Annotated in this window: 20 protein-coding genes, 1 tRNA gene and 1 pseudogene; 7 read left to right on the top strand and 15 right to left on the bottom strand. The window is 44.2% G+C overall.

The features are described from left to right. Positions 1-64: 64 nt before the first annotated feature. Genes JCM15548_RS09655 through JCM15548_RS09640 form a run of 4 tightly spaced genes read right to left on the bottom strand, consistent with a single transcriptional unit; the run spans position 65 to position 5,441 of the window. On the bottom strand, positions 65-1,228 hold the full coding sequence (locus tag JCM15548_RS09655) for an IPT/TIG domain-containing protein (protein ID WP_157482605.1): 1,164 nt from the start codon (positions 1,226-1,228) through the stop codon (positions 65-67). A gap of 10 nt (positions 1,229-1,238) precedes the next feature. Continuing rightward, positions 1,239-3,212, bottom strand: a complete 1,974-nt coding sequence (locus tag JCM15548_RS09650; protein ID WP_062124776.1) for an IPT/TIG domain-containing protein — start codon at positions 3,210-3,212, stop codon at positions 1,239-1,241. A gap of 11 nt (positions 3,213-3,223) precedes the next feature. Beyond that, entirely contained in the window at positions 3,224-4,456 is a 1,233-nt protein-coding gene (locus JCM15548_RS09645) for a hypothetical protein (RefSeq protein ID WP_062124774.1), read from the bottom strand. A gap of 13 nt (positions 4,457-4,469) precedes the next feature. Beyond that, positions 4,470-5,441 carry a WD40 repeat domain-containing protein gene (locus JCM15548_RS09640; RefSeq protein WP_157482603.1) on the bottom strand — a complete coding sequence of 324 codons (972 nt, stop codon included), beginning with the start codon at positions 5,439-5,441 and terminating at the stop codon, positions 4,470-4,472. A 228-nt stretch (positions 5,442-5,669) separates the two neighbouring features. Here JCM15548_RS09640 and JCM15548_RS09635 point away from each other — a divergent pair, with 228 nt between their 5' ends. The 4 genes from JCM15548_RS09635 (at position 5,670) to JCM15548_RS09620 (ending at position 10,917) form a co-directional block, all read left to right on the top strand. Continuing rightward, positions 5,670-6,746 (top strand): lysylphosphatidylglycerol synthase transmembrane domain-containing protein, encoded by a 1,077-nt coding sequence (locus JCM15548_RS09635; RefSeq protein WP_062124770.1) that lies wholly within the window; start codon positions 5,670-5,672, stop codon positions 6,744-6,746. A 175-nt stretch (positions 6,747-6,921) separates the two neighbouring features. Further along, positions 6,922-7,794, top strand: coding sequence for a substrate-binding domain-containing protein (locus JCM15548_RS09630; protein ID WP_083985070.1), 873 nt, complete (start codon positions 6,922-6,924; stop codon positions 7,792-7,794). Continuing rightward, positions 7,760-8,659 carry a hypothetical protein gene (locus tag JCM15548_RS09625; RefSeq protein ID WP_157482601.1) on the top strand — a complete coding sequence of 300 codons (900 nt, stop codon included), beginning with the start codon at positions 7,760-7,762 and terminating at the stop codon, positions 8,657-8,659. The genes JCM15548_RS09630 and JCM15548_RS09625 overlap by 35 nt, the downstream gene beginning before the upstream one ends. Further along, on the top strand, positions 8,656-10,917 hold the full coding sequence (locus JCM15548_RS09620; protein ID WP_062124762.1) for a PAS domain-containing hybrid sensor histidine kinase/response regulator: 2,262 nt from the start codon (positions 8,656-8,658) through the stop codon (positions 10,915-10,917). The genes JCM15548_RS09625 and JCM15548_RS09620 overlap by 4 nt, the downstream gene beginning before the upstream one ends. Here JCM15548_RS09620 and JCM15548_RS09615 read toward each other — a convergent pair whose 3' ends face one another. The 5 genes and pseudogenes from JCM15548_RS09615 to JCM15548_RS26700 all read right to left on the bottom strand — a co-directional run. Next, entirely contained in the window at positions 10,918-11,904 is a 987-nt protein-coding gene (locus JCM15548_RS09615; RefSeq protein ID WP_062124760.1) for a hypothetical protein, read from the bottom strand. Between the two features lie 6 nt (positions 11,905-11,910). Further along, the gene (gene purD, locus JCM15548_RS09610) at positions 11,911-13,182 is read right to left on the bottom strand and encodes a phosphoribosylamine--glycine ligase (RefSeq protein ID WP_062124758.1); all 1,272 of its coding nucleotides are present in this window, start codon (positions 13,180-13,182) and stop codon (positions 11,911-11,913) included. A 16-nt stretch (positions 13,183-13,198) separates the two neighbouring features. Continuing rightward, positions 13,199-13,825 (bottom strand): polysaccharide deacetylase family protein, encoded by a 627-nt coding sequence (locus tag JCM15548_RS09605; RefSeq protein WP_062124756.1) that lies wholly within the window; start codon positions 13,823-13,825, stop codon positions 13,199-13,201. 1 nt (position 13,826) lies between these two features. Beyond that, positions 13,827-15,833: a hypothetical protein gene (locus tag JCM15548_RS26705; RefSeq protein WP_500778314.1), complete on the bottom strand. Its 2,007-nt coding sequence runs from the start codon at positions 15,831-15,833 to the stop codon at positions 13,827-13,829. Positions 15,834-16,327: 494 nt separating this feature from the next. Beyond that, a pseudogene (locus JCM15548_RS26700) lies at positions 16,328-16,903 on the bottom strand (glycosyltransferase family 117 protein); the annotation flags it as partial. A gap of 296 nt (positions 16,904-17,199) precedes the next feature. Here JCM15548_RS26700 and JCM15548_RS09590 point away from each other — a divergent pair. Both JCM15548_RS09590 and JCM15548_RS09585 read left to right on the top strand, forming a co-directional pair. Then, positions 17,200-17,270 (top strand) — tRNA-Gln (locus JCM15548_RS09590). A 155-nt stretch (positions 17,271-17,425) separates the two neighbouring features. Further along, a complete protein-coding gene (locus JCM15548_RS09585) occupies positions 17,426-17,905 on the top strand; it encodes a hypothetical protein (protein WP_062124751.1) in 480 nt (159 codons plus the stop codon). 60 nt (positions 17,906-17,965) lie between these two features. Here the strand turns inward: JCM15548_RS09585 and JCM15548_RS09580 are convergent, their stop codons facing one another. The 4 genes from JCM15548_RS09580 to JCM15548_RS23610 are packed head-to-tail and all read right to left on the bottom strand — an operon-like array spanning position 17,966 to position 19,630. After that, positions 17,966-18,571 (bottom strand): TlpA family protein disulfide reductase, encoded by a 606-nt coding sequence (locus tag JCM15548_RS09580; protein WP_227625654.1) that lies wholly within the window; start codon positions 18,569-18,571, stop codon positions 17,966-17,968. Positions 18,572-18,575: 4 nt separating this feature from the next. Further along, the gene (locus tag JCM15548_RS09575; protein ID WP_062124749.1) at positions 18,576-19,250 is read right to left on the bottom strand and encodes a hypothetical protein; all 675 of its coding nucleotides are present in this window, start codon (positions 19,248-19,250) and stop codon (positions 18,576-18,578) included. 6 nt (positions 19,251-19,256) lie between these two features. Continuing rightward, positions 19,257-19,397, bottom strand: coding sequence for a hypothetical protein (locus tag JCM15548_RS23615; protein WP_227625653.1), 141 nt, complete (start codon positions 19,395-19,397; stop codon positions 19,257-19,259). Then, positions 19,394-19,630, bottom strand: coding sequence for a DUF8840 domain-containing protein (locus JCM15548_RS23610; protein ID WP_227625652.1), 237 nt, complete (start codon positions 19,628-19,630; stop codon positions 19,394-19,396). The genes JCM15548_RS23615 and JCM15548_RS23610 overlap by 4 nt, the downstream gene beginning before the upstream one ends. Before the next feature lie 416 nt (positions 19,631-20,046). On the opposite strand from JCM15548_RS23610, the gene JCM15548_RS09565 reads away from it, so the two are divergent. After that, positions 20,047-20,475 carry a hypothetical protein gene (locus tag JCM15548_RS09565; protein ID WP_062124748.1) on the top strand — a complete coding sequence of 143 codons (429 nt, stop codon included), beginning with the start codon at positions 20,047-20,049 and terminating at the stop codon, positions 20,473-20,475. 28 nt (positions 20,476-20,503) lie between these two features. Here JCM15548_RS09565 and JCM15548_RS23605 read toward each other — a convergent pair whose 3' ends face one another. Further along, positions 20,504-20,731, bottom strand: a complete 228-nt coding sequence (locus tag JCM15548_RS23605; protein WP_227625651.1) for an amino acid kinase family protein — start codon at positions 20,729-20,731, stop codon at positions 20,504-20,506. Continuing rightward, positions 20,683-20,937, bottom strand: a complete 255-nt coding sequence (locus JCM15548_RS23600) for an amino acid kinase family protein (protein ID WP_227625650.1) — start codon at positions 20,935-20,937, stop codon at positions 20,683-20,685. The genes JCM15548_RS23605 and JCM15548_RS23600 overlap by 49 nt, the downstream gene beginning before the upstream one ends. Positions 20,938-21,033: the final 96 nt, after the last annotated feature.

The following is a 21,033-nucleotide window of genomic DNA, read 5'->3' as shown; positions in this document are numbered from 1 at the left end:
AAAAAATCTCGTCTGATCCGTTTTTCTTGAAACAGATGCGGGATTCAGCTTAGCAAAAGCGCCATTACCTGTGGGGAATGGTTTGCTGATGTATCGTTTGAAACTCTCCTGAAATAAAGTTATAGATCTGGCAGGTCATGGAAAATTCAGCCCCCACATACTCATGGCCATAATAAGGGGGTTCAATCCGCAGACTGTCTTGCCAAACTTGCGAATTAACATAGGAGACATTGTCAATATCAACCATCAGATCCACCCGACGAAAATCAATGTTCTGTGCATAAATGGTGATAGGATCCATCACATAGATACTGAGTCCCGACACGCCCAGAATTTTTTGTTCATTGTAACGAAACTCATCAGTAATTAGCACTTTCTCATCCAATTGTTTCAAATGAACGGATACCCTTTCCTCCTCCCCTATAAATGGCACAATAAACATGAGCGAATCTCTGCCAGACGTGAAGGACCGGCTCGCCCTGCCACCAAATTCAACGGATCCATGCTTTTCCGAAAAGTGATTCCCGGAAATGATTATGGTATCCGGAAATTGCCCATTGGTATGGCTAACTTTGGTGACTATTGGCGAAGGAATCTCAAAGACTTTTTTGTTTTCAGAGGCTTTACCATAAAGTTTTACGGAAATGTCACTTCTTTTTCGATTCAGTTCATCGGGCACTATGGCGAAAAGAGTATCGCAACTCCCCCACGTTTTTGTGGATTTAAATTCACCGAACCAGATCGTATTTTGCTTCCCCGAACGATCAAAGTTTTGCCCGGTAATTTGAATGGTGTCGCCCCATAAGGCCATTTCCGGCTCTATCGTTTCGATCAGAGGTGGCGCTGTCCCATTGGAATAGAACGATACTTCATTGCCATATATTAAGAACTTTTCCGTCCTGACAAAACTTCTTACATAGTAGGTCGTGTCAGACCTCAGCGCGTCCTCCAGCACTATTTTAAATTGGCGCTTGCCCGTAGGGGGTACTTTCAAAACAACATCCTGAAAATCCGGCTCAGCCATCAATCCATAGGCAAACCCTTGTTCCACAACAGCTTCGCCACTCTCTAACAAGATGGAGGCTGAGAATTGAATCCCATTTTCAGTACTGCCATTGATTTCCACTTCATGGGTCGAAAGAACCATCAAGTCAGACGCTTGATCCTTTTCCTCGCAGGCATTAAACAGCATCAAACCCAGACCAAAACAAAACAGGTATTTTCTCATAACTAACAACTTACGGATGGGGATTATATTCCCAAAAATCTTTTAAAGCCTTGCCATAATTATGTCCCCCGCCTATGTATGTCGCATCTTCAACGGTAAAACAAAGACCATCCTCTCGACCCTCCACTCGACTAACAATAAACCATTTGTTGTCACTGAAGTTATATTTGCAGAGATATTCATTATAGGAATCCGGCATGAGATAGAATTCATTTTTTATAATAAAAAAGCTCCTTTTCCCATAGGTCTGTAGGTTCATCTGGGAAGCCAGTTGTTTCCATCGGCGAATGGAAGGGTCGTATTCCCAGAATTCGTCTGCCTTTGATGGTCCGCTTGAGGCTAAAAGGTAGCCCTTGCTGCCATATGAAAAACCCAAATCAACAGATCCTTGAAATCTATCTTTCTGGACAAAATCACTCAGCTTTACCCAGGAGTCGGCCTCTACGTCATATTCCCAAAAGTTGCTACTCTTTGAAACGGTGCAAACAACATACCCATTCCCATTTACAGCAAAGGATGTCATTCCCATATTGGGCAAAGGAAAATCGGCAACCTGTTCCCATGTATTATTTAAAATATCATATTTCCAAAAATCCTGAGTACCATTAAAACCACCCACATAAGCATCATCGCCAATGACAAAGGCAGTCATTTCAAATCTGAAGGTGCCGGGAAAAGTACCCGTTTTCAACCACCTGTTTGCTGCAGGATTATATCTGTAAGTCGTTATTTGATTATCGGATGCGATGCCGCAAAACCCATATTGCCCATGACTAAAGCTAAATGCAACCCCTGAGAATATGCCATGGTCCGGAATACTCCCTTTATTCAACCATATATTCATGATTCGGATTCTGGAACCAAAAATATGTTCCTGCTCCGCAGTCTGTAAACCGACTGTGACATCCCGACTATCATAGACGCCATCTGGTATTCCCACTTCCAGCCTGCTGCTTGAAGCATTCCAGGGAGTGATGCTTTGCTGGCCAAAAAGCACCACATTATTGTTGGGCAGCGGATTAAAGCCCCGACCGTCAATGACCAGGTTTTCACCGATCTTCACCTCTTGCTGCGACAAGCGCTCAATGACCGGCGGATCAACTATAAAAAGATCTTGTGAACATCCGGCCAGACCATTGGCTGAAACGCATAGCTGCAGGTTCTTTTGGTTGGCTTCACCAGGAGCCTGAACCCTTAACTTCTGCCAGGAAGCCTCCAGTATTTTTGCTTCCTGTCCGTTAAAAGTGACCTTCAGGCTTTCAGTATTTAAAAAATGGGAACCGCTGATGGTGATCGTATCTCCAAAAGCCCCATGCCCGGGATCAAAAGCATCAACAACCGGCTTTCTGTAGATGAAATCATCCCTTGAAATGGCCTCCTGCCCTATGGTCTTAACCATAAGCTTCACACGCTCTTCATTCTTTTCAAAGGGCACAACGACTTTTAGCAAAGAGTCCGATTGGCTCACCACCTCCCCCTCAATTTCACCCAAAAAGACCTGATTTTCCCTGGCACTGAACCTTTCACCTTTCAGGGTTAGGGTATCGCCCCAATTGGCGATTGTGGGGTCAAATGCACTAATTTCTGGTGGGAGACTGCCCTTACTGTGAAACCGAACCGTTGTACCGACAACCGTAAGATTTTCGGTTCTGACAAAGGCCTTGACAAAATATTCCTGGTCTTTAATCAGGGCGGATTCTGACCTGAAACTAAAGACTCCCGCACTTCTGGCCCCATAACGGCTTATCTTTTCAGACCTGGTCATATACTCTGTAGATACAGTATCCCACGAAAAACCATATTCGACAATCGGATGGATGCCTAAAGTCAATATTTCAGCATTAAACGTGGCGCCTTCCTCTGTAACGTTAGCTACTTCCAGGGTGATAAGGCGTGGGTATTCCTGCGATTCTACGACGTCTTTCTGGCAACTCATACAGAAAACAAAAATCAGCACGCCATGCAATAATAGAATTCTCTTCATCACTCAGAGGGTCAAAAAGTTAAACCTGTTGAAAGTCGAAAGGAGGTGAAAACGGTCTCCATCTCATAAGTATTAAGACTCATCCCATATAAAATCGAAAAATTACTAAAAGCCCGAAACTTATTAAGCAATACGTATTCAAGCCCTAATCCGCCTGTTATTCCGCCACTGAATTTCTTAAATAATTCAGGATTTTCCTCACTGGTGTAAACACTGTTAAGAAAGGCCCTTTCCAAATAGAACCTGATGTGGCTGTTGAGTATCGATTGACCATATACACCGGCAAATACTTCAGGCCTGAACTTATATTTGGGATAGGTGTATTTCAGCGAAAAACTGCTCAACAGGTTATCATTGTTAATATGATAGTAAGAGTTAATGGCGTATCCGGGGTGCCGTTGAAATTGGGTGCCATAGAAATAATCCTTATTAAAAGAAACATTCACCAAAAACGTGAGCTTTTCATTCCATCGGGGAACAATAAAATTTATGCCCAGGCCGGCCAACGGACTGGAACTCATCCGGAAATCCACCTGCTCTATATCCGAATTGATTTGCTCATATTCACTGTTATTAAAAGCAATACCATTTATGGCGTAACCAATGGTGGGCTTCCATTCAATTCTTAAAACGGGAAGTTTCTTTTCATAAATCACACAAACCTCATCACTGCATTTATAATCGTGGTATTTATGGGTAATATCAATCAGTGATTTATGGGTTAATCCGGTTTGAAATACATCCTTTCGTATTTCAGGACAATCAGAAAAGGCATAACTAAGTATCCCCAGATACCGGTTATCCTCTCCGGTGAAAATTTTACCATTTTTCTCAATTTCAATTTCATTTTTCCTTAATTCCAGCAGTCCCGAGTCCTCTGATTCCAGAAAATAAGCCCTGTAATTGAGACTGTTGTAATAGTAAAGATTAGAAATCCCTTTCAATAAAAACTCAACGAAAACAGTCTCCTTTAAGGCTTCCGTATCGACTTCTTTTGATACATAATACTTACCTGCGTTAAAACGGTATCCATATATATCACCGGGTAAAAATTCTTTGGATGGTTCCTCCGGAGAATTTTTAAAGGTGCAAATTCTCATGTTTCTGATTTCACCCCTGTAATCCAACAGCCCGTGAATGGTGTCCATGGAATGGGTGATGATGAAACCCGGGCGAAAATCCGTTTGAGCAGAAACCGTTAACAGGCCCATCGCCCAAAAGGCCAGAAAATAGATTGAACGCATAAAGGAATTATATTTAGGTGGATCTATACTTCATTTCTTTAAGGGGCACGATCTGAATACCTACACCCAATATACAAACCGCTATAAAAACCTGAGATGAGCCGGTTCTGACAAATTCTGCCTTTAACACCGGGCCTTTAAGTTTCTTTTCATAGGTGCCGAAATGCGTCCTGACTTTTAAGAAATGATCCAGGCCTCCCCAGCATAGCACCTCTCCGTCTGGGCCAACATCGATACTCAGCAGCCAATTTCTGGCCACCCTGGTCTCTTTAAGAAGTCTGGCCTCAGAAATGGCCGCAATACTCCATTCGAACAGACGCCCATCGTCTCCCACACAAAGTAAACGATCCTTTTTATCGCTAATGGCCACTTTTCGAATCCAATCCTTGCCTACCACTATCCTATCCACCCATTCATAAGTAGGTTCTCTGAATAAAGAAATGCTGCCATCCCCACTTGAAATGGCAATCATTTGCTTCTCTTTGGAGACAGCTATTGAGGTAATGGTCTTTTCGTGTTGATAAAACGCACTGACGTCATTTTCTTCTTCTAATGACTGCTTGTAAACCATGCCATTTTCACAACCTACCAGAACGTATCGTTCATCGCTGGTAAGCGCCAGAGCATTAACACTTCCCCCCATATAATTTTTCTCAAAAGAACTCTTTCCCGTTTTCTTTAAGACGGTCACTATTTGCCCTGATTTGGTACCTAATAAGAGGGTGTTGGAATGTTCGATGATGGAGAGAACGGGCGCATCCAGATGAATGTCCCAGGTTTTAACCACTTCATTAAGATCCAGGTTGAGCAGGGTGATCTTGGTTTCGCTGGCAAAATACATCATCTGCCCATCTGAAGAGGCAACAAAACTATAAATATTCGAATCGCTATTAGAAAGTTGAATAATGGTATTGTTTTGAGCATTCAAAACAATCCAACAATACGGCAGTAAAACAAATGAAAGGGCTAAAATTATCTGCTTCATAAAAAGGGTTACAAAAAATGAGGACAAAGGACAATCAAAACTAATTAAAAAAAAGACACAATGATCCAAATGTTTAAATTATATTCAGGTGTGCGGGCGTTTCCTTGACAGACCCATCGGTTTTTATGCTTTCTTAACTTCAAAAAAGGGAGGAATATTTCCCCTTATGCATTGAATACGTTAATTTTGTTACCTTAATGCCTCTGGCAAAAAGCATCGCAGCAGAACATGACAGATAACTCAGGGAAAATTCTCAAAAGCATTCACCCGGCGCGAATAGTATTACCTATTATTATTGGTATTGCTGTTACCGGTTATCTTATGTATCGGGAATATGAACCCGGCAGTTTATCGCAACTGAGTTTCACACTTCAGTCTCTTTTTTGGTTGTTCGTAGCCATTTTGTTGATGGGTGTGCGCGATTTGGGTTACATTATTCGTCTGCGTATTTTAACAGGGAATCAACTTTCATGGCGAAAGACTTTTAATATCGTCATGCTGTGGGAGTTCACCTCAGCAATAACACCCTCTTCCATAGGAGGGACCAGTGTGGCCATTTTTTTCATCAACAAGGAAGGCATCCGACTTGGACGGAGCACGGCCGTGGTGATGGTTACCTCTTTTCTGGATGAGCTCTATTTCATTATCACATTTCCCCTGATCCTTTTGCTCATTGGGCGCACCGACATATTTTCTTTTAATCCGGAAGAAATGGCCGTACCCTGGTACCAAAACCAGTATTTGATATTTGCCTTGACCGGCTATTCGCTCAAGTTTTTATATACCCTGGTTATTTCCTACGGATTGTTTTTAAATCCCCGTGGACTTAAGTGGGTATTGTTATGGATTTTTAAACTGCCTATTATCCGGAAATGGCGCCCTCATGCCAACGAATCAGGATCAGAACTCATACAAACCTCCCACGAATTCAAAAAGTGGCCATTAAAAAAATGGTTGCAGGCATTTTTGGCAACAGCCATCAGTTGGACCGCCCGTTATTGGGTCGTGAACGCCCTCATCATTACCTTCTTTGGCATCCACTGGCTCAACTGGGACGACCACATTCTGGTTTTTGGCAAACAACTGGTCATGTGGATCATGATGCTGGTTAGTCCAACCCCCGGCGGAAGCGGCTTTGCAGAATATGTCTTTAAAGGATTTCTGGCCTCCTTCATCCCCTTGGGAACCGGCGTAGCCATGGCCTTTTTTTGGCGGTTGATCAGCTACTACCCCTACCTTTTCATTGGTGCCTTTGTGATTCCCAAATGGGTAAAAAAACACTTCGCCACCCGAAAGAAGCCATAATTTTGACAAAGACCGGCTTTTAAGTGATGAAACTCAAGCAAAAGAACGCATCATTTCCTATTTTGCATAATATTATAAGCCCGGATTAAGCTATTAGCACCTGTCCATACGATAGGTGCTATTTCAGCGTTATATATTTATGATCTTAATTTTCTAAAAAATTCGAATAAGACACATGACACCAATTCGAAAAATCATACCATGCGTGCTGGTTCTTTCCATGCTTTTGGCTGCCTGTGTCGACAGCCAAAGCGAACCTGCAGATCCTGCGCCTGCCTATCAGCCCGAATTAATCATTTACTGTGAAAACGGAGTGGTGGCCCCCATCTATGAAATCAGTCAGTTTTTTGAAGCCCGTTACAATTGCAAGGTAACCATCCAAAATGGAAATGTCCGGAATCTGACCAGCATGATCCACCTCTCTAACAAAGGCGACCTCTTTATCCCGGACACCAATTATGGCTTTTCATTGTTGCGCCATTTACAACCGGATATTATCAGGGACAGTCTCTATATCGGAACCAACCGATTGGTGTATATTGTACCCAAAAGCAACCCGGAAAAATTTGATGGTCAAATAGAATCTGTCAGCCAAAGACAGTTTGCTGTAATAATTGCCAATCCGGAAACAAGTTCATTGGGACTAAAAACCAAAGAAATACTAAAAAACAGAGCCATTTATGCTGAAGTTATCAATAATATTATGACCTTGTCAGTAGATAGCAGAGGGCTGATCCGCAGTATTGACAACGGAGAAGCCACCTTAGCCATTGACTGGTTATCCAGCTACTATTATAACAGCAATCGGGAAAGAGTAGATACCATCCACTTCTTGCCGCCAATACCGGAATCTGATATTTACGCTTCAGTGCTGAACACCTCAGAAAAACCAGGTTTGGCCCAAACATTTCTGGCCGTATTAAGTTCTCCTGTTGCCGTCGACATATTTAAAGCGCATGGAATTAAAAAAAAGAGGTCGGGTCTAATAATTACATCTTTATCCAGCACTCAGAATGACACTATTAACGAAGATAATAGAATCAGGTAAAACATTGTTGCCGTCTAAAATACGGCGAAGAATTTCCCAGTCTTTTAAAGAGCCGGTTATCAATAAGCTATTTTGGCTTCTGGGAATTTTTCTGTTTACTATTTTTATCATCCTCTTTATTGAAAACTATTTTGACCAAAACTATACACTTCGCTATCAGCATACCATCAGAAACCAGGAACAAAAACAAAAACTGGATTTCATTCTTAAAGAACAGCTGATGAACATTCAGTTGGCCTTTAAAACTTATCCTTCTATAAATCACCCCCAACAACTGGCCAACAACCATGACATCATCAAGGAAAAGATTAGCCAGTGCATTGATATCCTGCGCATTTTGGATCAGGGTGGGCAATATTCCTACCGAAACACCGTCAATTTGGCCTCCAGCGAAGAAATCATTGAAATCATCACCTACGAAAAAGATCAATACACCGGCACCATCAATGAAGTCCGACAGCTTTACCCGGCCATTAACGATCTGCAATCACTGTCCTCCCGAATTGTAGCCACCCTTAAAACACCCGTCGATAATGAGGTGACAGATCTGGCATCGGTGGACGAATCGGTCGCCTTTTACTTAAAGCAAGCAGACAGTATCTTTACCCGCATATTTGAAATAGAACGAAAGATTTCCTACGATATTCAAAAAAACGTCGTCTCTGTCAACAACACAAGCATCAATGTTTTAAATCGGTACAACCGACTCAAGTACATCAACCTCATGTTGTTTTCCCTTTTTGCCGGTACCATCACTTATCTGGTCATCATTCAAATTTCCAAGATCATCATCGTCAGGAAAAAGGCAGAACAAAACAGCAAAAAACTCTTAATGGCCGTAGAACAAAGTCCGGTAGCATCATGATAACCAACACAAGAGGCATCACGGAATATGTCAATGACAGTTACGTGATTAAAACCGGCTATACCAAGGATGAAGTAACCGGTACCAGACCCTATTTTTTTAGCAATAACGGCATTTACGATTTTTCAGAAATTGTCATGGCCACCATTCAGGTAGGCAATACCTGGTCGGGAGAAATTGAAACCCGCAACAAATCGGGCGTTACCTATTGGGAACGCGTGCAAATATCGCCTGTTTTTAATGAGCTTAACACCATTTCCAACTTCATCATCATCAGGGAAGACATAACCGAAAAGCGACAGTTGACACAATCGCTCAATGAATCGGTTGAAAACCTCAAAAACATCACGGAAAATCTGCCCGTAGGAATTCTGATAGTAGATGACCGCCAAAAGATCATCCAAATCAATCAAACAGCGGCCAAAACAATGGGCTTCGACAGCATGGATGGAGCCCAGCAATTCATCAACAGCCAGTCCTACAGTCAATTTTTTGAAACCCTTGTTCAGGATCAATACCACGATGTCAATTCGGGTCTCAATGTGTTTACTTTAGAAGAGCGCCTTACGGTACCCGAAAACAATATCTCACGCATTATTTTGAAGAACATTATCCCCATAAAGCTTAACAACGAATCGGTTAAGCTGGAGGCCTTCATGGATATTACCGCTCAAAAACATTTACAACAAAAAGAAGCCGAGGCCAACAAAGCCAAATCGGAATTCCTGGCCAATATGAGCCATGAAATACGCACCCCCATGAATGGTATTGTAGGTGCCACTGAATTATTGACCCAAACCAAATTGGGCAAGGAGCAACAGAATATCCTCTCCGTCATTTCCAAGTCATGTGACAACCTGATTACCATCATCAACGACATTCTGGACTTCTCAAAAATTGAAGCCGGAAAAATGAAGATCGAAACTTTCCCGTTCAACCTCCGCTCAACCCTCGATTATCTGTTGGATCAGATTTCCTTTAAGGCCAACGACAAACAGCTTGAAATCAACACCGTGCTGGATGAAAATATTCCTGCAGTCCTTATTGGTGACGAAGGCCGACTGGTGCAAATCCTTATCAATTTGATGGGCAATGCCGTTAAGTTTACAGATAAAGGGGAAGTGATTCTGAAAGTTGAGACCGTATTGAGAAAAGGGAAAGAAATATCCCTGCACTTTATGGTTCAGGATTCCGGCATTGGTATTCCTCCGGAAAAGGTTGAATCCATCTTTGAGTCCTTTACGCAGGCGGACGGATCAACCACCCGGAAATACGGCGGAACTGGTCTGGGTACCAGCATTTCAAAAATGCTGGTTGAATTAATGGGTGGCAAAATATGGCTGGAAAGTCCCAACCCGGATTATGCCTGGTCCAAAGAGAATCCCGGAACCGTATTCCACTTTGTTCTACCCTTTGAAACCGACAAGTCCTTAACGAATACCGACCAATACAAAGACAAATTAAAAGGACTCAACACCTTGTTGCTCGACGACCATCACACCAATCTGTTACTGATGACCAAAACGCTCAATAACTGGGGCATTGAATTGAGCACCTCCAAGTCCATTGAAGAAGCCCTGCAGTTATTGCGCCAGCAACCCAATATCGGCCTGATCATTGCCGATAATCACTTGCTCAGAGATGCCAACAACAACTTTCTCAAGGAAGCCAAAAAGATGGTTCCCCATATTAAAGCCCTTCTGTTGGTGGCAGACCCTAAAACAATCACTAGCAACAATTACAAAGGCTTTGATCGCATGCTTCATAAACCGGTCAAATACTCTTCCCTTTTTTCCACCATTTATGATTTATTTCAAACAGAAGTTCCGGGAGCATCCGCGCTAAAAGAAAATGGTCCGGCAAAACCCGCTTCTAAGGAAACTAAAGGAAGAATTCTTTTGGTGGAGGACAATCCCATTAATCAGAAAATTGCCGAGAAAATGCTTCAACGCCTCCGTTTCGATGTCGTGATAGCCCCTAATGGACAAGAAGCCATCGATCGAATAACCGCCCAACCAGATCACTTTGATGTGATACTCATGGATGTCCAAATGCCGGTTTTAAATGGTCTGGATGCCACCAAAGCGCTGCGAGCCAAGGGCCTGTATCTGCCCATTATAGCCATGACGGCCAATGTCCTGAAGGGTGACCGGGAAATTTGCATAGAAGCAGGCATGAACGATTACATCGGGAAGCCCGTGAGATTGGAGACCCTTGATAACACACTCAACAAATGGATTACGCCCAACAAGGCGTAATTAAAACAACAAAAATTGTCCGACCAAAGTAACGATCACTATTAAAACAAAAATGGTTTCCCGAATGGATCGACGGGAAACAGATTCCAGCCAGGCGGTTAAAGTTACGGCTGCACCTATCGCAGCCAAAGGGAGCATTTCCATCGAAAAGAAGGGGGTTAAAACGGCCGTAGCGGCAAGTAAAATAACCCAAATAAATATGCGGTGATACCGGCGCACAATGATCTTCTGCAAGCCCATTTGACGAACCGTGGCCAAAATGGACAGCCCTGTTATCAGAATGATAAGCCCCATGTAAATTCTTGAGTAAATCCCATGGTTATACTGACCGGGATTGGCCACCAAATTCTCACTCAAAACTTCAAAAAATACAAAACCCTTATTCCAGTAAAAATACCAGGCAAAACTCAGGATAAACGGGAGTAGCAGTCCCAATACAGAAGCCACGACAGACCTTAAATTCGCTAACCTCAACACGCCCATTGCAATTAAAATCAAGGGGAAAAAGAAGACCCCCTTGGCATAAAACAGACTTCCGATACCTAAAAGAAAGGCCGCATCGAAACAATTCGCTGTGGCATTGCGCTTCTGAACCCCACTGAATAGGCGCTCCAGCCCTAAAACAAAAAAGAAAACAAAAAACCAGACCGGGCTTAACTTCTGAACCGATAAAAAGGCTGAAGACAGCAAACCATACATAATAAGCACCATGGTGCTTTGATGTCTGAGCATCCCGTAACGCACCACCATTCGGTTAACAGACAGGCCCGTAATCAACACCAGTACATAAGAGCCCAAAGCTGCTGTAAAGGCGGAATACCCCAGATACGGTTCCACCAAAAAATCCCAAAATGGCATAGAAGGATTATCCAGTACCGTAATGTGTGTGATCTCCACCACAAAATACCTGATCCATAAGCCCAGAACCACGAGTGGACCCAGGACAAGAGCAGACATGGTGTTATTATGCAGCGACTTAAATAACATACAACATTAAATCAGATCAAATCCAATATCTTTTCTGTAATGACGCCCTTCAAACTGAACGCGTTCGGCATTCTTTAATGAAACCGACCTGGCCTCCTCAATACTATTGCCAAAAGAAGTCAGCGCAAAGACACGGCCACCATTCGTAACCACCTGATTGCTCTGAAAAGCGGTTCCGGCATGAAAAACAAAACTCGCATCCACCTTCTCAAGGCCCCTTACGGCTAACCCCTTCTGATACTGTTCAGGATATCCGCCCGATACCAGCACCAGCGTGACCGCTGTCCGTTTATCAACTATGGCTTTATGGGCCTTAAGATCCCCCCGGGCAGTAGCCATTAGTAATTCAACCAAGTCGTTCTTCAATCGGGGGATAACAGCTTCCGTTTCAGGATCGCCCATACGCACATTGTATTCAATGACAAAGGGCTCGTCTCCAACTTTGATCAAACCAAAGAAAATAAATCCTTTATAATCGATTTGGTCTTTATGAATCCCATGGACCGTCGGAACAATGATCTTCTCTTCCACTTTGCGCATAAAAGCCTCATCTGCAAAGGGCACCGGCGAAACAGCTCCCATTCCACCCGTGTTCAATCCTTTATCACCTTCACCAATTCGTTTGTAATCCTTGGCCTCCGGCAATATAAAGTATTCTTCCCCATCGGTCAGCACAAAAACAGACAATTCAATACCACTCAAAAACTCTTCAATCACCACACTATTGCCAGCTGCACCAAACTTGCCGCCCAGCATCCGATCCAACTCCGCACAGGCCTCTTCATAATCCTCCAGAATGACCACCCCTTTACCAGCAGCCAAGCCATCGGCCTTCAACACATAAGGGGCTTTTAAATCCTTCATAAAAGCTTTTCCCTCCTCACTGCTTTGAGCCGTCACGGTTAAGTAGCGTGCGGTGGGTATCTGGTGCTTAAGCATAAACTGTTTGGCAAAATCCTTACTGCCCTCCAAGGTAGCCCCCATTTTGGATGGACCAATGATGGTAACGCCCTCCAGCCCTTCATCGTCCTTAAAGAAATCGACAATTCCCCGGACCAGAGGCTCCTCAGGTCCAACCACCACCAATTTAACACGGTGCTTTAGCACCGCCTCTTTCACCGCTTCAAAATCGTTGGGGTTAATGATCAGGTTGGTCCCCAAAGCCGCTGTACCCGCATTACCAGGCGCAAAAAAGAGTTTATCGGTCAAAGCACTTTGCTTAATACGCCATCCAAAGGCATGTTCACGCCCACCCGAGCCAATGATTAATATATTCATTTTCTAATATTTATTTTTATTCCATTGCAATCAAATCCATTCTATACCCCTCATGACTCAAGTATTCGAGAATATCGGGCAATGCTTTTTCCAGTCGCGGCCAGGCTTTAAGTGAATCATGAAAAACAATAACAGATCCCGGCCGCACATGCTTTATTACCGCCTCAAAAACATCACCATCTGAAAGGTCGGCTCTGTAATCCATCGATAAAACATCCCACATGACAATTTTCCGACAAGTCCGTTTTAATCGCGGCACATACCATGGGTACAACTGACCATGTGGCGGCCTGAAAAGCTCTGTCGGGTTCCATTCAAGTCCCTTTTCAACATCCGAAAAATAGGCACTGACACTATTGCTCCACGCCTTCATGTGCGAATAGGTGTGGTTACCTACCTGCATGCCATTTTCCTGCAACATTTGATAAACCTCCGGAAACCTACGAATGTTATCTGCTACGCAGAAAAAAGTGGCCTTGGCCTGATATCGGTTCAGAAGCGCTACCACCTTTGGCGTAACTTCCGGTACCGGACCATCATCAAAGGTTAAATAGACACATTTCTCCCTTGTTGAAAAGCGCCAGATGGTCCCAGGAAACAACCACCTTAAAAAAACCGGTGGTTGAATTTTCCATTTATCCATCTTAGTTCTCAAAGAACCCCAATCGTTGAAACAAGCCCTCGTAGCGGGCTTCTACTTCACTGATCACCTCATCCCTGTTATTATTTCTCAAAACCCTTAATACCTCTGCATAAATCGCCATGGACCGTTGGATGTCACTCATGGAGTTATTGCGCAATGAAGGCTTCAGATTGGTGAAGAAATTCAGCTCCTGAAAATTCTCATCGGCCAGTCCCAACGCCATTTCATCCCCTTTTTCGGCATCACCGGCCTGATAATAAGCTTCCGCAATAAACATGGAAAAGTAATTGTGTGGAATACGATCGGCCGGCAGCACCTCCATGGTTTTGTCGAGCACCTCTACGGCCCTTTCATGATCCCCCTCCTCAATCAAAGCAGTAGCCAGTCGGGATAAGTTATTTCGCATATTGATACCCATGCGCTGGTGATTTTCATCCAAATAGACACGCGGATCATTCCATCCGTCGAAAATAAATGTATTCATGACATTGTCATACATTTTTTCGGTATCTACCCGACCGTATTGCCCGTCTTCCGACTCAGAGCGCACGGGTACTATCTGGTAACCAAAACCCTCCAGCTGAAAATAATTCTCCAACCCGACATAGTTTTCACTTCCCACGGTCACGGCATAATAAATAGGACGTTCCCAGTCATTGTGGGCCAGCAAGTCCAGCACCATCACCTCATTCTTCAAAATCCGCTCTTTGTTAAGGTCGATCAGCATCTCTGGTCGAACCAAATGCGCATATTTCTCACTAACAATTCCCTTTTCCATAATCTTGGCGCTGTCTGCCGGGATTCTGAACGAGGTAGATGGCAAGTGCTCTATACGACCTCTGTATTGGGGGATCTTTTTGGTCCGCTCATTATCACTGGCCAGGAAGCGGATGGCTTCTTTCAAATCCACATCTCCCTCAATCCGGTCCAGTACATAAACTACATCCCTTTTGCCCAGAACATACTGATCATGGTCCATGGAAATGGGCAATGGATCCGATTCGTAAGCTTTACGTTTCATTTGATCGATGTACCAATCGGTTTGCAGATAACTCAGATTGGTCACCCGGACATCCGTCCGGATGCCTTCGACTTCCTGGGCATACCAAAGCGGGAAAGTGTCATTATCACCATTGGTAAAAATGATGCCATTTTCACCAATCGTATTTAGATAATTGAAGGCGATATCCCGGGCGATGGACCTGTGTGAACGGTCATGATCATCCCAGTTCTCTTTGGCCATAATGCCCGGAACCAATAACAGCGCAGCCCCTGAAGCAATAATTGTAGCGGGCATACCGGACATTAATCTTTTTAGTCCGCTAATCAAGGGCAGCATTCCCAGGCCAATCCAAATGGCAAAAGCATAAAACGAACCTGCAAAGGCATAATCCCGCTCCCTCGGTTGCAGCGGTGTTTGATTCAGATAAAGCACAATGGCCAGACCCGTGAAGAAGAACAGCAACATCACCACCCAGAAATCACGCTTACCCTTAACATTGGAGCCCGACTGAAAGGCCAGTCCCAGTACACCCAAGAGCAGGGGCAACAAATAATACTTGTTGCGGGCCGGATTTTCTTTGTAGGTATCCGGCAGGTTATCCTGATCGCCATACATCATGTTATCCAGAAATGGAATACCGGATATCCAATTCCCCTTATGGATTTCACCATGCCCCTGAATGTCATTTTGCCGACCGGCAAAATTCCACATAAAGTAACGGAAATACATGTGACGTACCTGATAGTTAAAGAAGAACCTTACATTCTCTATAAATGTGGGCAGCTGTATGTTTTGGGAACGACCGGAATCATCGTTGACCGTCATGGGTCTTCCCTTGATATTGGCCCATCGCTTATACTCTTCAATGTGTCGGGCTTCCCGACTGTACATTCGGGGAAATAAAGTAGTGGTACGCTCATCAAATTTGTAGGAAGGTCGGTGGTCCACCACCACATACTTGTCATCCTTCGGAATATAGACCGGACGACCTTCATCTCCCTCCATAGCCTCCCAGTCCAGCGGCGAATTATAATACTGACCACTAAAAAGCGGTCGTCGCCATACTGCTCCCGGTTAAGATAGGACATTAAAGAAAAGACATCTTCTGGAGAGTTCTGATCCATGGTTGGATTGGCCATCGAGCGAATCACGATCATAGCAAAAGAGGAGTAGCCCAAAAGAATAACCGCCACACCCGTCAGGATGGTATTCATCACCGGCTTATTCTTCACATAGGTATAGTAAATACCATAAATAATACCGCCAATTAACAGCACGGCATAAACAGCAATCCCTGAATTAAAGGGCAGTCCCCAGTTGTTCACAAACAGCAGTTCAAAACGTGAAGCCAGACGAATGACTCCGGGAATAATCCCGTAAAGAATGGCGCCCAGGATCAGAAACGAAAGTCCCAATGCTTTGAGTGTGTTATTGCGGGTTACCTCATACTTCCTAAAGTAATAAACCATCACGATGGCCGGTATGGCCAGCAGGTTCAGCAAGTGAACCCCAATGGATAAGCCCATGAGATAGGCAATGAGAATCAGCCAGCGGTTGGAGTGCGGCTCATCGGCCACATTTTCCCACTTAAGAATGGCCCAAAAAACGACGGCCGTAAAAAGGGACGACATGGCATACACCTCTCCTTCCACTGCAGAAAACCAAAAAGTGTCGGAAAAAGTATAGGACATGGCGCCGATAAAACCGGCAGCCATAACGGCATAAACGCGCCATGGTTCGGGATTCTCAATACCGTTGATGAATATTTTTTTGGCCAAATGGGTAATCGTCCAGAATAGAAAGGCAATGGTAAAGGCACTGGAGAGGGCAGACATAAAATTAACCGAAAATGCGACGTTCTCCGGACCACCGGCAAACAATGTAAAGAAGCGTCCCACCATCATAAAGAAAGGTGCCCCGGGGGGGTGACCCACCAGCAATTTGTAGGCGGACGATATAAACTCACCCACATCCCAAAAACTGGTAGTTGGTTCAACGGTAAGCGTATATACGATGGCAGAAATCAGAAAGGCCAACCATCCCAATCCATTGTTTAAACGACTATAATTTTGCATATCTATTAATTTTCAATATTTTAAACCGAATCAGACGACTCGAATGCCAAAAATACAATATTCTATTAAAAAACGAACGATAACAGAAGCGTATATCACCAATATTTTAGACAAGGAGGAAGGCAAGCCCGGTCACTCTGAATTATTTCAAAGTTCCTTTGACATTTTTATCTCTGATAACGTGGATGATAAAGAAAGAACAACAATAATTTTGACTTTTTAGCCTCAATTCTTTGAAAGAACCACTAAAACATTCTATATTTGCATCGCTTTTAAAAACAGAAAGCAGTCAAGTTTGTCCCGTTGTGTAATGGTAGCACAGATGGTTTTGGTCCATCTAGTCCGGGTTCGAATCCTGGCGGGACAACAAAAGGGAAAAAGCCCGTTAAACTTTTTAGGTTTAACGGGCTTTTTAGTACCTGTCATTCGAAGGCGGCACCTGACAAAGCCCACATCTGGCACGAGATTTGAACAATTGTTCGCTTAATTGCTTATACAACAAAATTATTAATCTCTACTATCATGAAAAAAGTTGCATTATTAACTATTGGCTTGTTTATGCTATTCTCTGTGGCTTCATTTGGACAGGAGAAAGCGCTTGGACTTAGATTTGGAGGCGGCAATCTTCTTGGAGCTGAAATATCCTACCAAACCCCATTTGCCGGCGAACGACTCGAGCTGGACCTTGGTTGGGGAGGAAACTCAAACTGGAACTACTGGAACATTGCAGGTATTTACCAATGGGTGATGCCCATCGAAAGTGGTTTCTATTGGTATTTAGGCCTTGGCCCTTCACTGGGAAGCTGGAATTACGTAGGAGATTTTGACGACCGTTACGATGCTGGCCTGTCTCTTTCTCTTGCCTTGAACGCGGGGATTGAGTACAATTTTGCAGAAATACCCCTTCAGTTGTCCATTGACACCAGGCCGGAACTCGGACTCATCAACCATGGAGACGATCGCTGGTTTGGTCTGGCCCTGGGGATCAGATACCGATTTTAAACGACAAAAAACGACCGTTCGAAAAAAGAACGGTCGTTTTTTTATGTCTTTATTTCCTGTTCAAGGGGCAATTAGCTCATCCATCATACTGAATACTTTTTTAGAGTCCCAGCGCGCAGCACCCGTTTTATACAACACCATACGGCCACCGGAACCAATTAATATGGTAGTTGGCAAAGTAGATGTTTCAAAAGGCTCTGTCACGCGCCCCACCACGGTATACAAAGGCAGATCATACGCTCTGCTCTCCATAAATCTCCTCACCACTTCCGGATCTTCGTTGGATATGAAAACAAAATGAACATCGTCTTTGTATTCGTTGTATAAGTTCTGCAGAGAAGGCATTTCTGCGATACAAGGCGGACACCAGGTGGCCCAATAGTTAATAAAAACAGGCCTCCCTTTCATTTCAGACAACTCCACCAAATCCCCGCTATAGCTCATCAAAGACATACGCCAATCCTCTTCATCCAGAAAAATGGTTTTGGAGGATTCTCTGGGAGATAGCATGGTGTGCCGGACCACGAAGGCGGACATCGATTTTCTGGCCTCCGGAATTAACATGGCCACAATTAAAACCAGAAACAGAAAATCCAGAAGAATACTCCACCAGCGCTTGGTTCTCTTATACTTCTCCCAACGCTCTCTCAATCTAATTTTTATCATATGGCTATATTTTTCCTACTACAAACCAACGCGGATAAGCCCAGGTACGATAGCTCTTTCCAAAGCTGGTGTCAATGGAAGCGCCTACCCTGTTAAACCCCTTCAAATCAGGCACCTTCTCCCAGAATTGTTCCACATCAATCACCATGGAGTGCCCTGTTCCGGGCGTTAATGTCAACGGGAAAAGATCGTTTTTGATCACGAATGAACGCCCGCTGCCCCATTTCTTAAACAACAAATAAGGCCTCATAAAGGTTTTACTTTCAGCGGTATTGTTGAAAACATCCAACTTCAAAAGCAGACGCCCGCTTTTTCTTTCGTAATACAAGCGGATATTAAACCGGACCCATTGGGGAAAAAGTGTGGATAACCACCCCTTTTTGTAGGCATAATACCCCATTAGCAGCAGGGCTGTCAACATCATCACGAAAAGGAAAAACGATGCAGGGTCACTTTCCGGCCGCCTCGACCGTTCCGTCATTAACTCCTCATAGGATTTAAGACGCGGCAGACCGTCATCGACATCCGCCGATTCAACCGATGGGGAAACGGTCTCCACCGGCTTGGGCGAAGTCGGTGGCATCATGATCCGGCCGCACCAATTCATCAAAAGCAGGAATCCAAAAACCGAAATAATAAACATTTTATTTCTTTGCCAAAATGCAAGCAACTTCTCCATAGTCTATTATTGAGGAAATGGCATCAGCCCTTTATAGTTAATAAAATATTCGCCATCCATCTCCGGTTGTCCCATTTCTTCATCGCTATCCCCCTTCGCGTTAGCCACCCCAACACTGCCAAAACGACACACCGCTTTGTGCTTCATGGCATGGTGCGCCACCTTTGCAGCCACATCCGGAAGCAATATACCATTTCGGGATAAGGGGCCGTCCGCACCACAATAAAATAGAGTACATCCTCCTTCCGCGCCAAAATCTGAGGATTCACATCCATCTCCCTGCGCACATTCAGGACTTCAAACCCATTGTCCACCAAATCTTTATAGACCACCTTTAGTCCAAAAAAATGCAGATCTTCCTGATTCATTCTTTTTCTCATACAACCATCACCTGTTAAACCTATTTTGGAAGGCCAACCTTGCCTTAGAAACAATCATTCTTTCGTTAAACGAGACCATCCTCAACAAGGTTCAAAAATAGGGTGTTTTTGGTAGATCTCAAACAATATGACCAGAGGGATCAGGAATGCCCTGTTTCCGGACCAAAATTACCACCTCCACCAATTACAAAAATTTAAAAATGACCAAATCATTTTCACCTAACGACCCATCAACCCCGCCTCGCATCTTGACCTATCGACCTAATGACCTCTTGACCTATCGACCTAATGACCTAATGATCCCGATCCTCGGTATTCCACTTCGTTACAACTCCTGCTTCGCTGCGCCTCTTTCAATTTGGAATTTTTAACGCGACAAATCCCTGCAAGACAATAATCTGTTATACCTTTGCAGCATGTGGATAATACTTTTAAGCATAGTAGCTGCTTTGGTTCTGACTTACATAGGTAGCCAATTTTTTGGCAGCAAAAAAGACAGCAACGGACAGGCCCTTGCCGAAACGAAAAATATTGCAGACGCCGATTGTTGCGGTGCACATGAAGTGTGTGATAAAGAGACCTTATTGTCGGCCTCCGACGAAATCGTCTATTACCAGGATGAAGAGTTGGATCAATTCCAGGGTACACCTTCCAACGGATACAATCCGCAACAAATTGAAAGCTTTCGGGAAGTGCTTTATACCATGCGCGATGACGAGGTCGCCGGATGGTTACGCAGCCTCCAGCTGCGCAACATCAATCCGCCCAACGCTATCCGGGAAGAAGCACTCATGATCGTCTCCGATGTGCGGGACATCATCAGAGGCAGCAAGCAGTTCGCCTAACAGTTGCCTTCTTCCCTGCCATCCGCAATTAAGGATGCACAAGGGTTCCAATCTTCTCACCCGACAGCACCTTTTTCAGATTGCCCTTCACATCCATATTAAATACCAATACGGGCAGATTATTCTCTTTACACATGGTCGTGGCTGTCAAATCCATCACTTTGAGTCCCTTGTCGTAGATTTCATCAAACGAGATACGGTCGTACTTCACCGCCTTGGGATCCTTTTCCGGATCGGCCGTATAGACGCCATCCACCGTGTGCCTTTCAGCATCACATCGGCTTCAATTTCAATACCTCGCAACGATGAACCGGTGTCGGTCGTAAAATAAGGATTACCGGTCCCCGCAGCCAGAATAACCACCTCGCCTTGGTTCAGCGCATCTATGGCGACAGGCTTGGAGTAGTACTCGCCCACCGGCTCCATCCGAATGGCCGTTAATACCCTGGATTTAGTCCCCATGCATTGAGTGCCGAAGCCAGTGCCAGTCCGTTGATCACCGTAGCCAACATGCCCATCTGGTCGCCCTTATAACGGTCAAACCCCTTAGAGGCCCCA

The sequence above is a fragment of the Geofilum rubicundum JCM 15548 genome, from assembly GCF_000974365.1.
In the GTDB taxonomy this organism is placed as follows: domain Bacteria; phylum Bacteroidota; class Bacteroidia; order Bacteroidales; family Marinilabiliaceae; genus Geofilum; species Geofilum rubicundum.
The sequence above is the reverse complement of the archived record's forward strand: the minus strand, read 5'-3'. Positions and strand labels throughout refer to the sequence as shown.

Coding starts and splice junctions, on each gene's coding strand:
- JCM15548_RS09655 (WP_157482605.1), bottom strand. CDS start 1,228: ATGAGAAAATACCTGTTTTGTTTTGGTCTGGGTTTGATGCTGTTTAAT.
- JCM15548_RS09650 (WP_062124776.1), bottom strand. CDS start 3,212: ATGAAGAGAATTCTATTATTGCATGGCGTGCTGATTTTTGTTTTCTGT.
- JCM15548_RS09645 (WP_062124774.1), bottom strand. CDS start 4,456: ATGCGTTCAATCTATTTTCTGGCCTTTTGGGCGATGGGCCTGTTAACG.
- JCM15548_RS09640 (WP_157482603.1), bottom strand. CDS start 5,441: ATGAAGCAGATAATTTTAGCCCTTTCATTTGTTTTACTGCCGTATTGT.
- JCM15548_RS09635 (WP_062124770.1), top strand. CDS start 5,670: ATGACAGATAACTCAGGGAAAATTCTCAAAAGCATTCACCCGGCGCGA.
- JCM15548_RS09630 (WP_083985070.1), top strand. CDS start 6,922: ATGACACCAATTCGAAAAATCATACCATGCGTGCTGGTTCTTTCCATG.
- JCM15548_RS09625 (WP_157482601.1), top strand. CDS start 7,760: ATGACACTATTAACGAAGATAATAGAATCAGGTAAAACATTGTTGCCG.
- JCM15548_RS09620 (WP_062124762.1), top strand. CDS start 8,656: ATGATAACCAACACAAGAGGCATCACGGAATATGTCAATGACAGTTAC.
- JCM15548_RS09615 (WP_062124760.1), bottom strand. CDS start 11,904: ATGTTATTTAAGTCGCTGCATAATAACACCATGTCTGCTCTTGTCCTG.
- purD (WP_062124758.1), bottom strand. CDS start 13,182: ATGAATATATTAATCATTGGCTCGGGTGGGCGTGAACATGCCTTTGGA.
- JCM15548_RS09605 (WP_062124756.1), bottom strand. CDS start 13,825: ATGGATAAATGGAAAATTCAACCACCGGTTTTTTTAAGGTGGTTGTTT.
- JCM15548_RS26705 (WP_500778314.1), bottom strand. CDS start 15,833: ATGGAGGGAGATGAAGGTCGTCCGGTCTATATTCCGAAGGATGACAAG.
- JCM15548_RS09585 (WP_062124751.1), top strand. CDS start 17,426: ATGAAAAAAGTTGCATTATTAACTATTGGCTTGTTTATGCTATTCTCT.
- JCM15548_RS09580 (WP_227625654.1), bottom strand. CDS start 18,571: ATGATAAAAATTAGATTGAGAGAGCGTTGGGAGAAGTATAAGAGAACC.
- JCM15548_RS09575 (WP_062124749.1), bottom strand. CDS start 19,250: ATGGAGAAGTTGCTTGCATTTTGGCAAAGAAATAAAATGTTTATTATT.
- JCM15548_RS23615 (WP_227625653.1), bottom strand. CDS start 19,397: ATGAAGCACAAAGCGGTGTGTCGTTTTGGCAGTGTTGGGGTGGCTAAC.
- JCM15548_RS23610 (WP_227625652.1), bottom strand. CDS start 19,630: ATGAGAAAAAGAATGAATCAGGAAGATCTGCATTTTTTTGGACTAAAG.
- JCM15548_RS09565 (WP_062124748.1), top strand. CDS start 20,047: ATGTGGATAATACTTTTAAGCATAGTAGCTGCTTTGGTTCTGACTTAC.
- JCM15548_RS23600 (WP_227625650.1), bottom strand. CDS start 20,937: ATGGGGACTAAATCCAGGGTATTAACGGCCATTCGGATGGAGCCGGTG.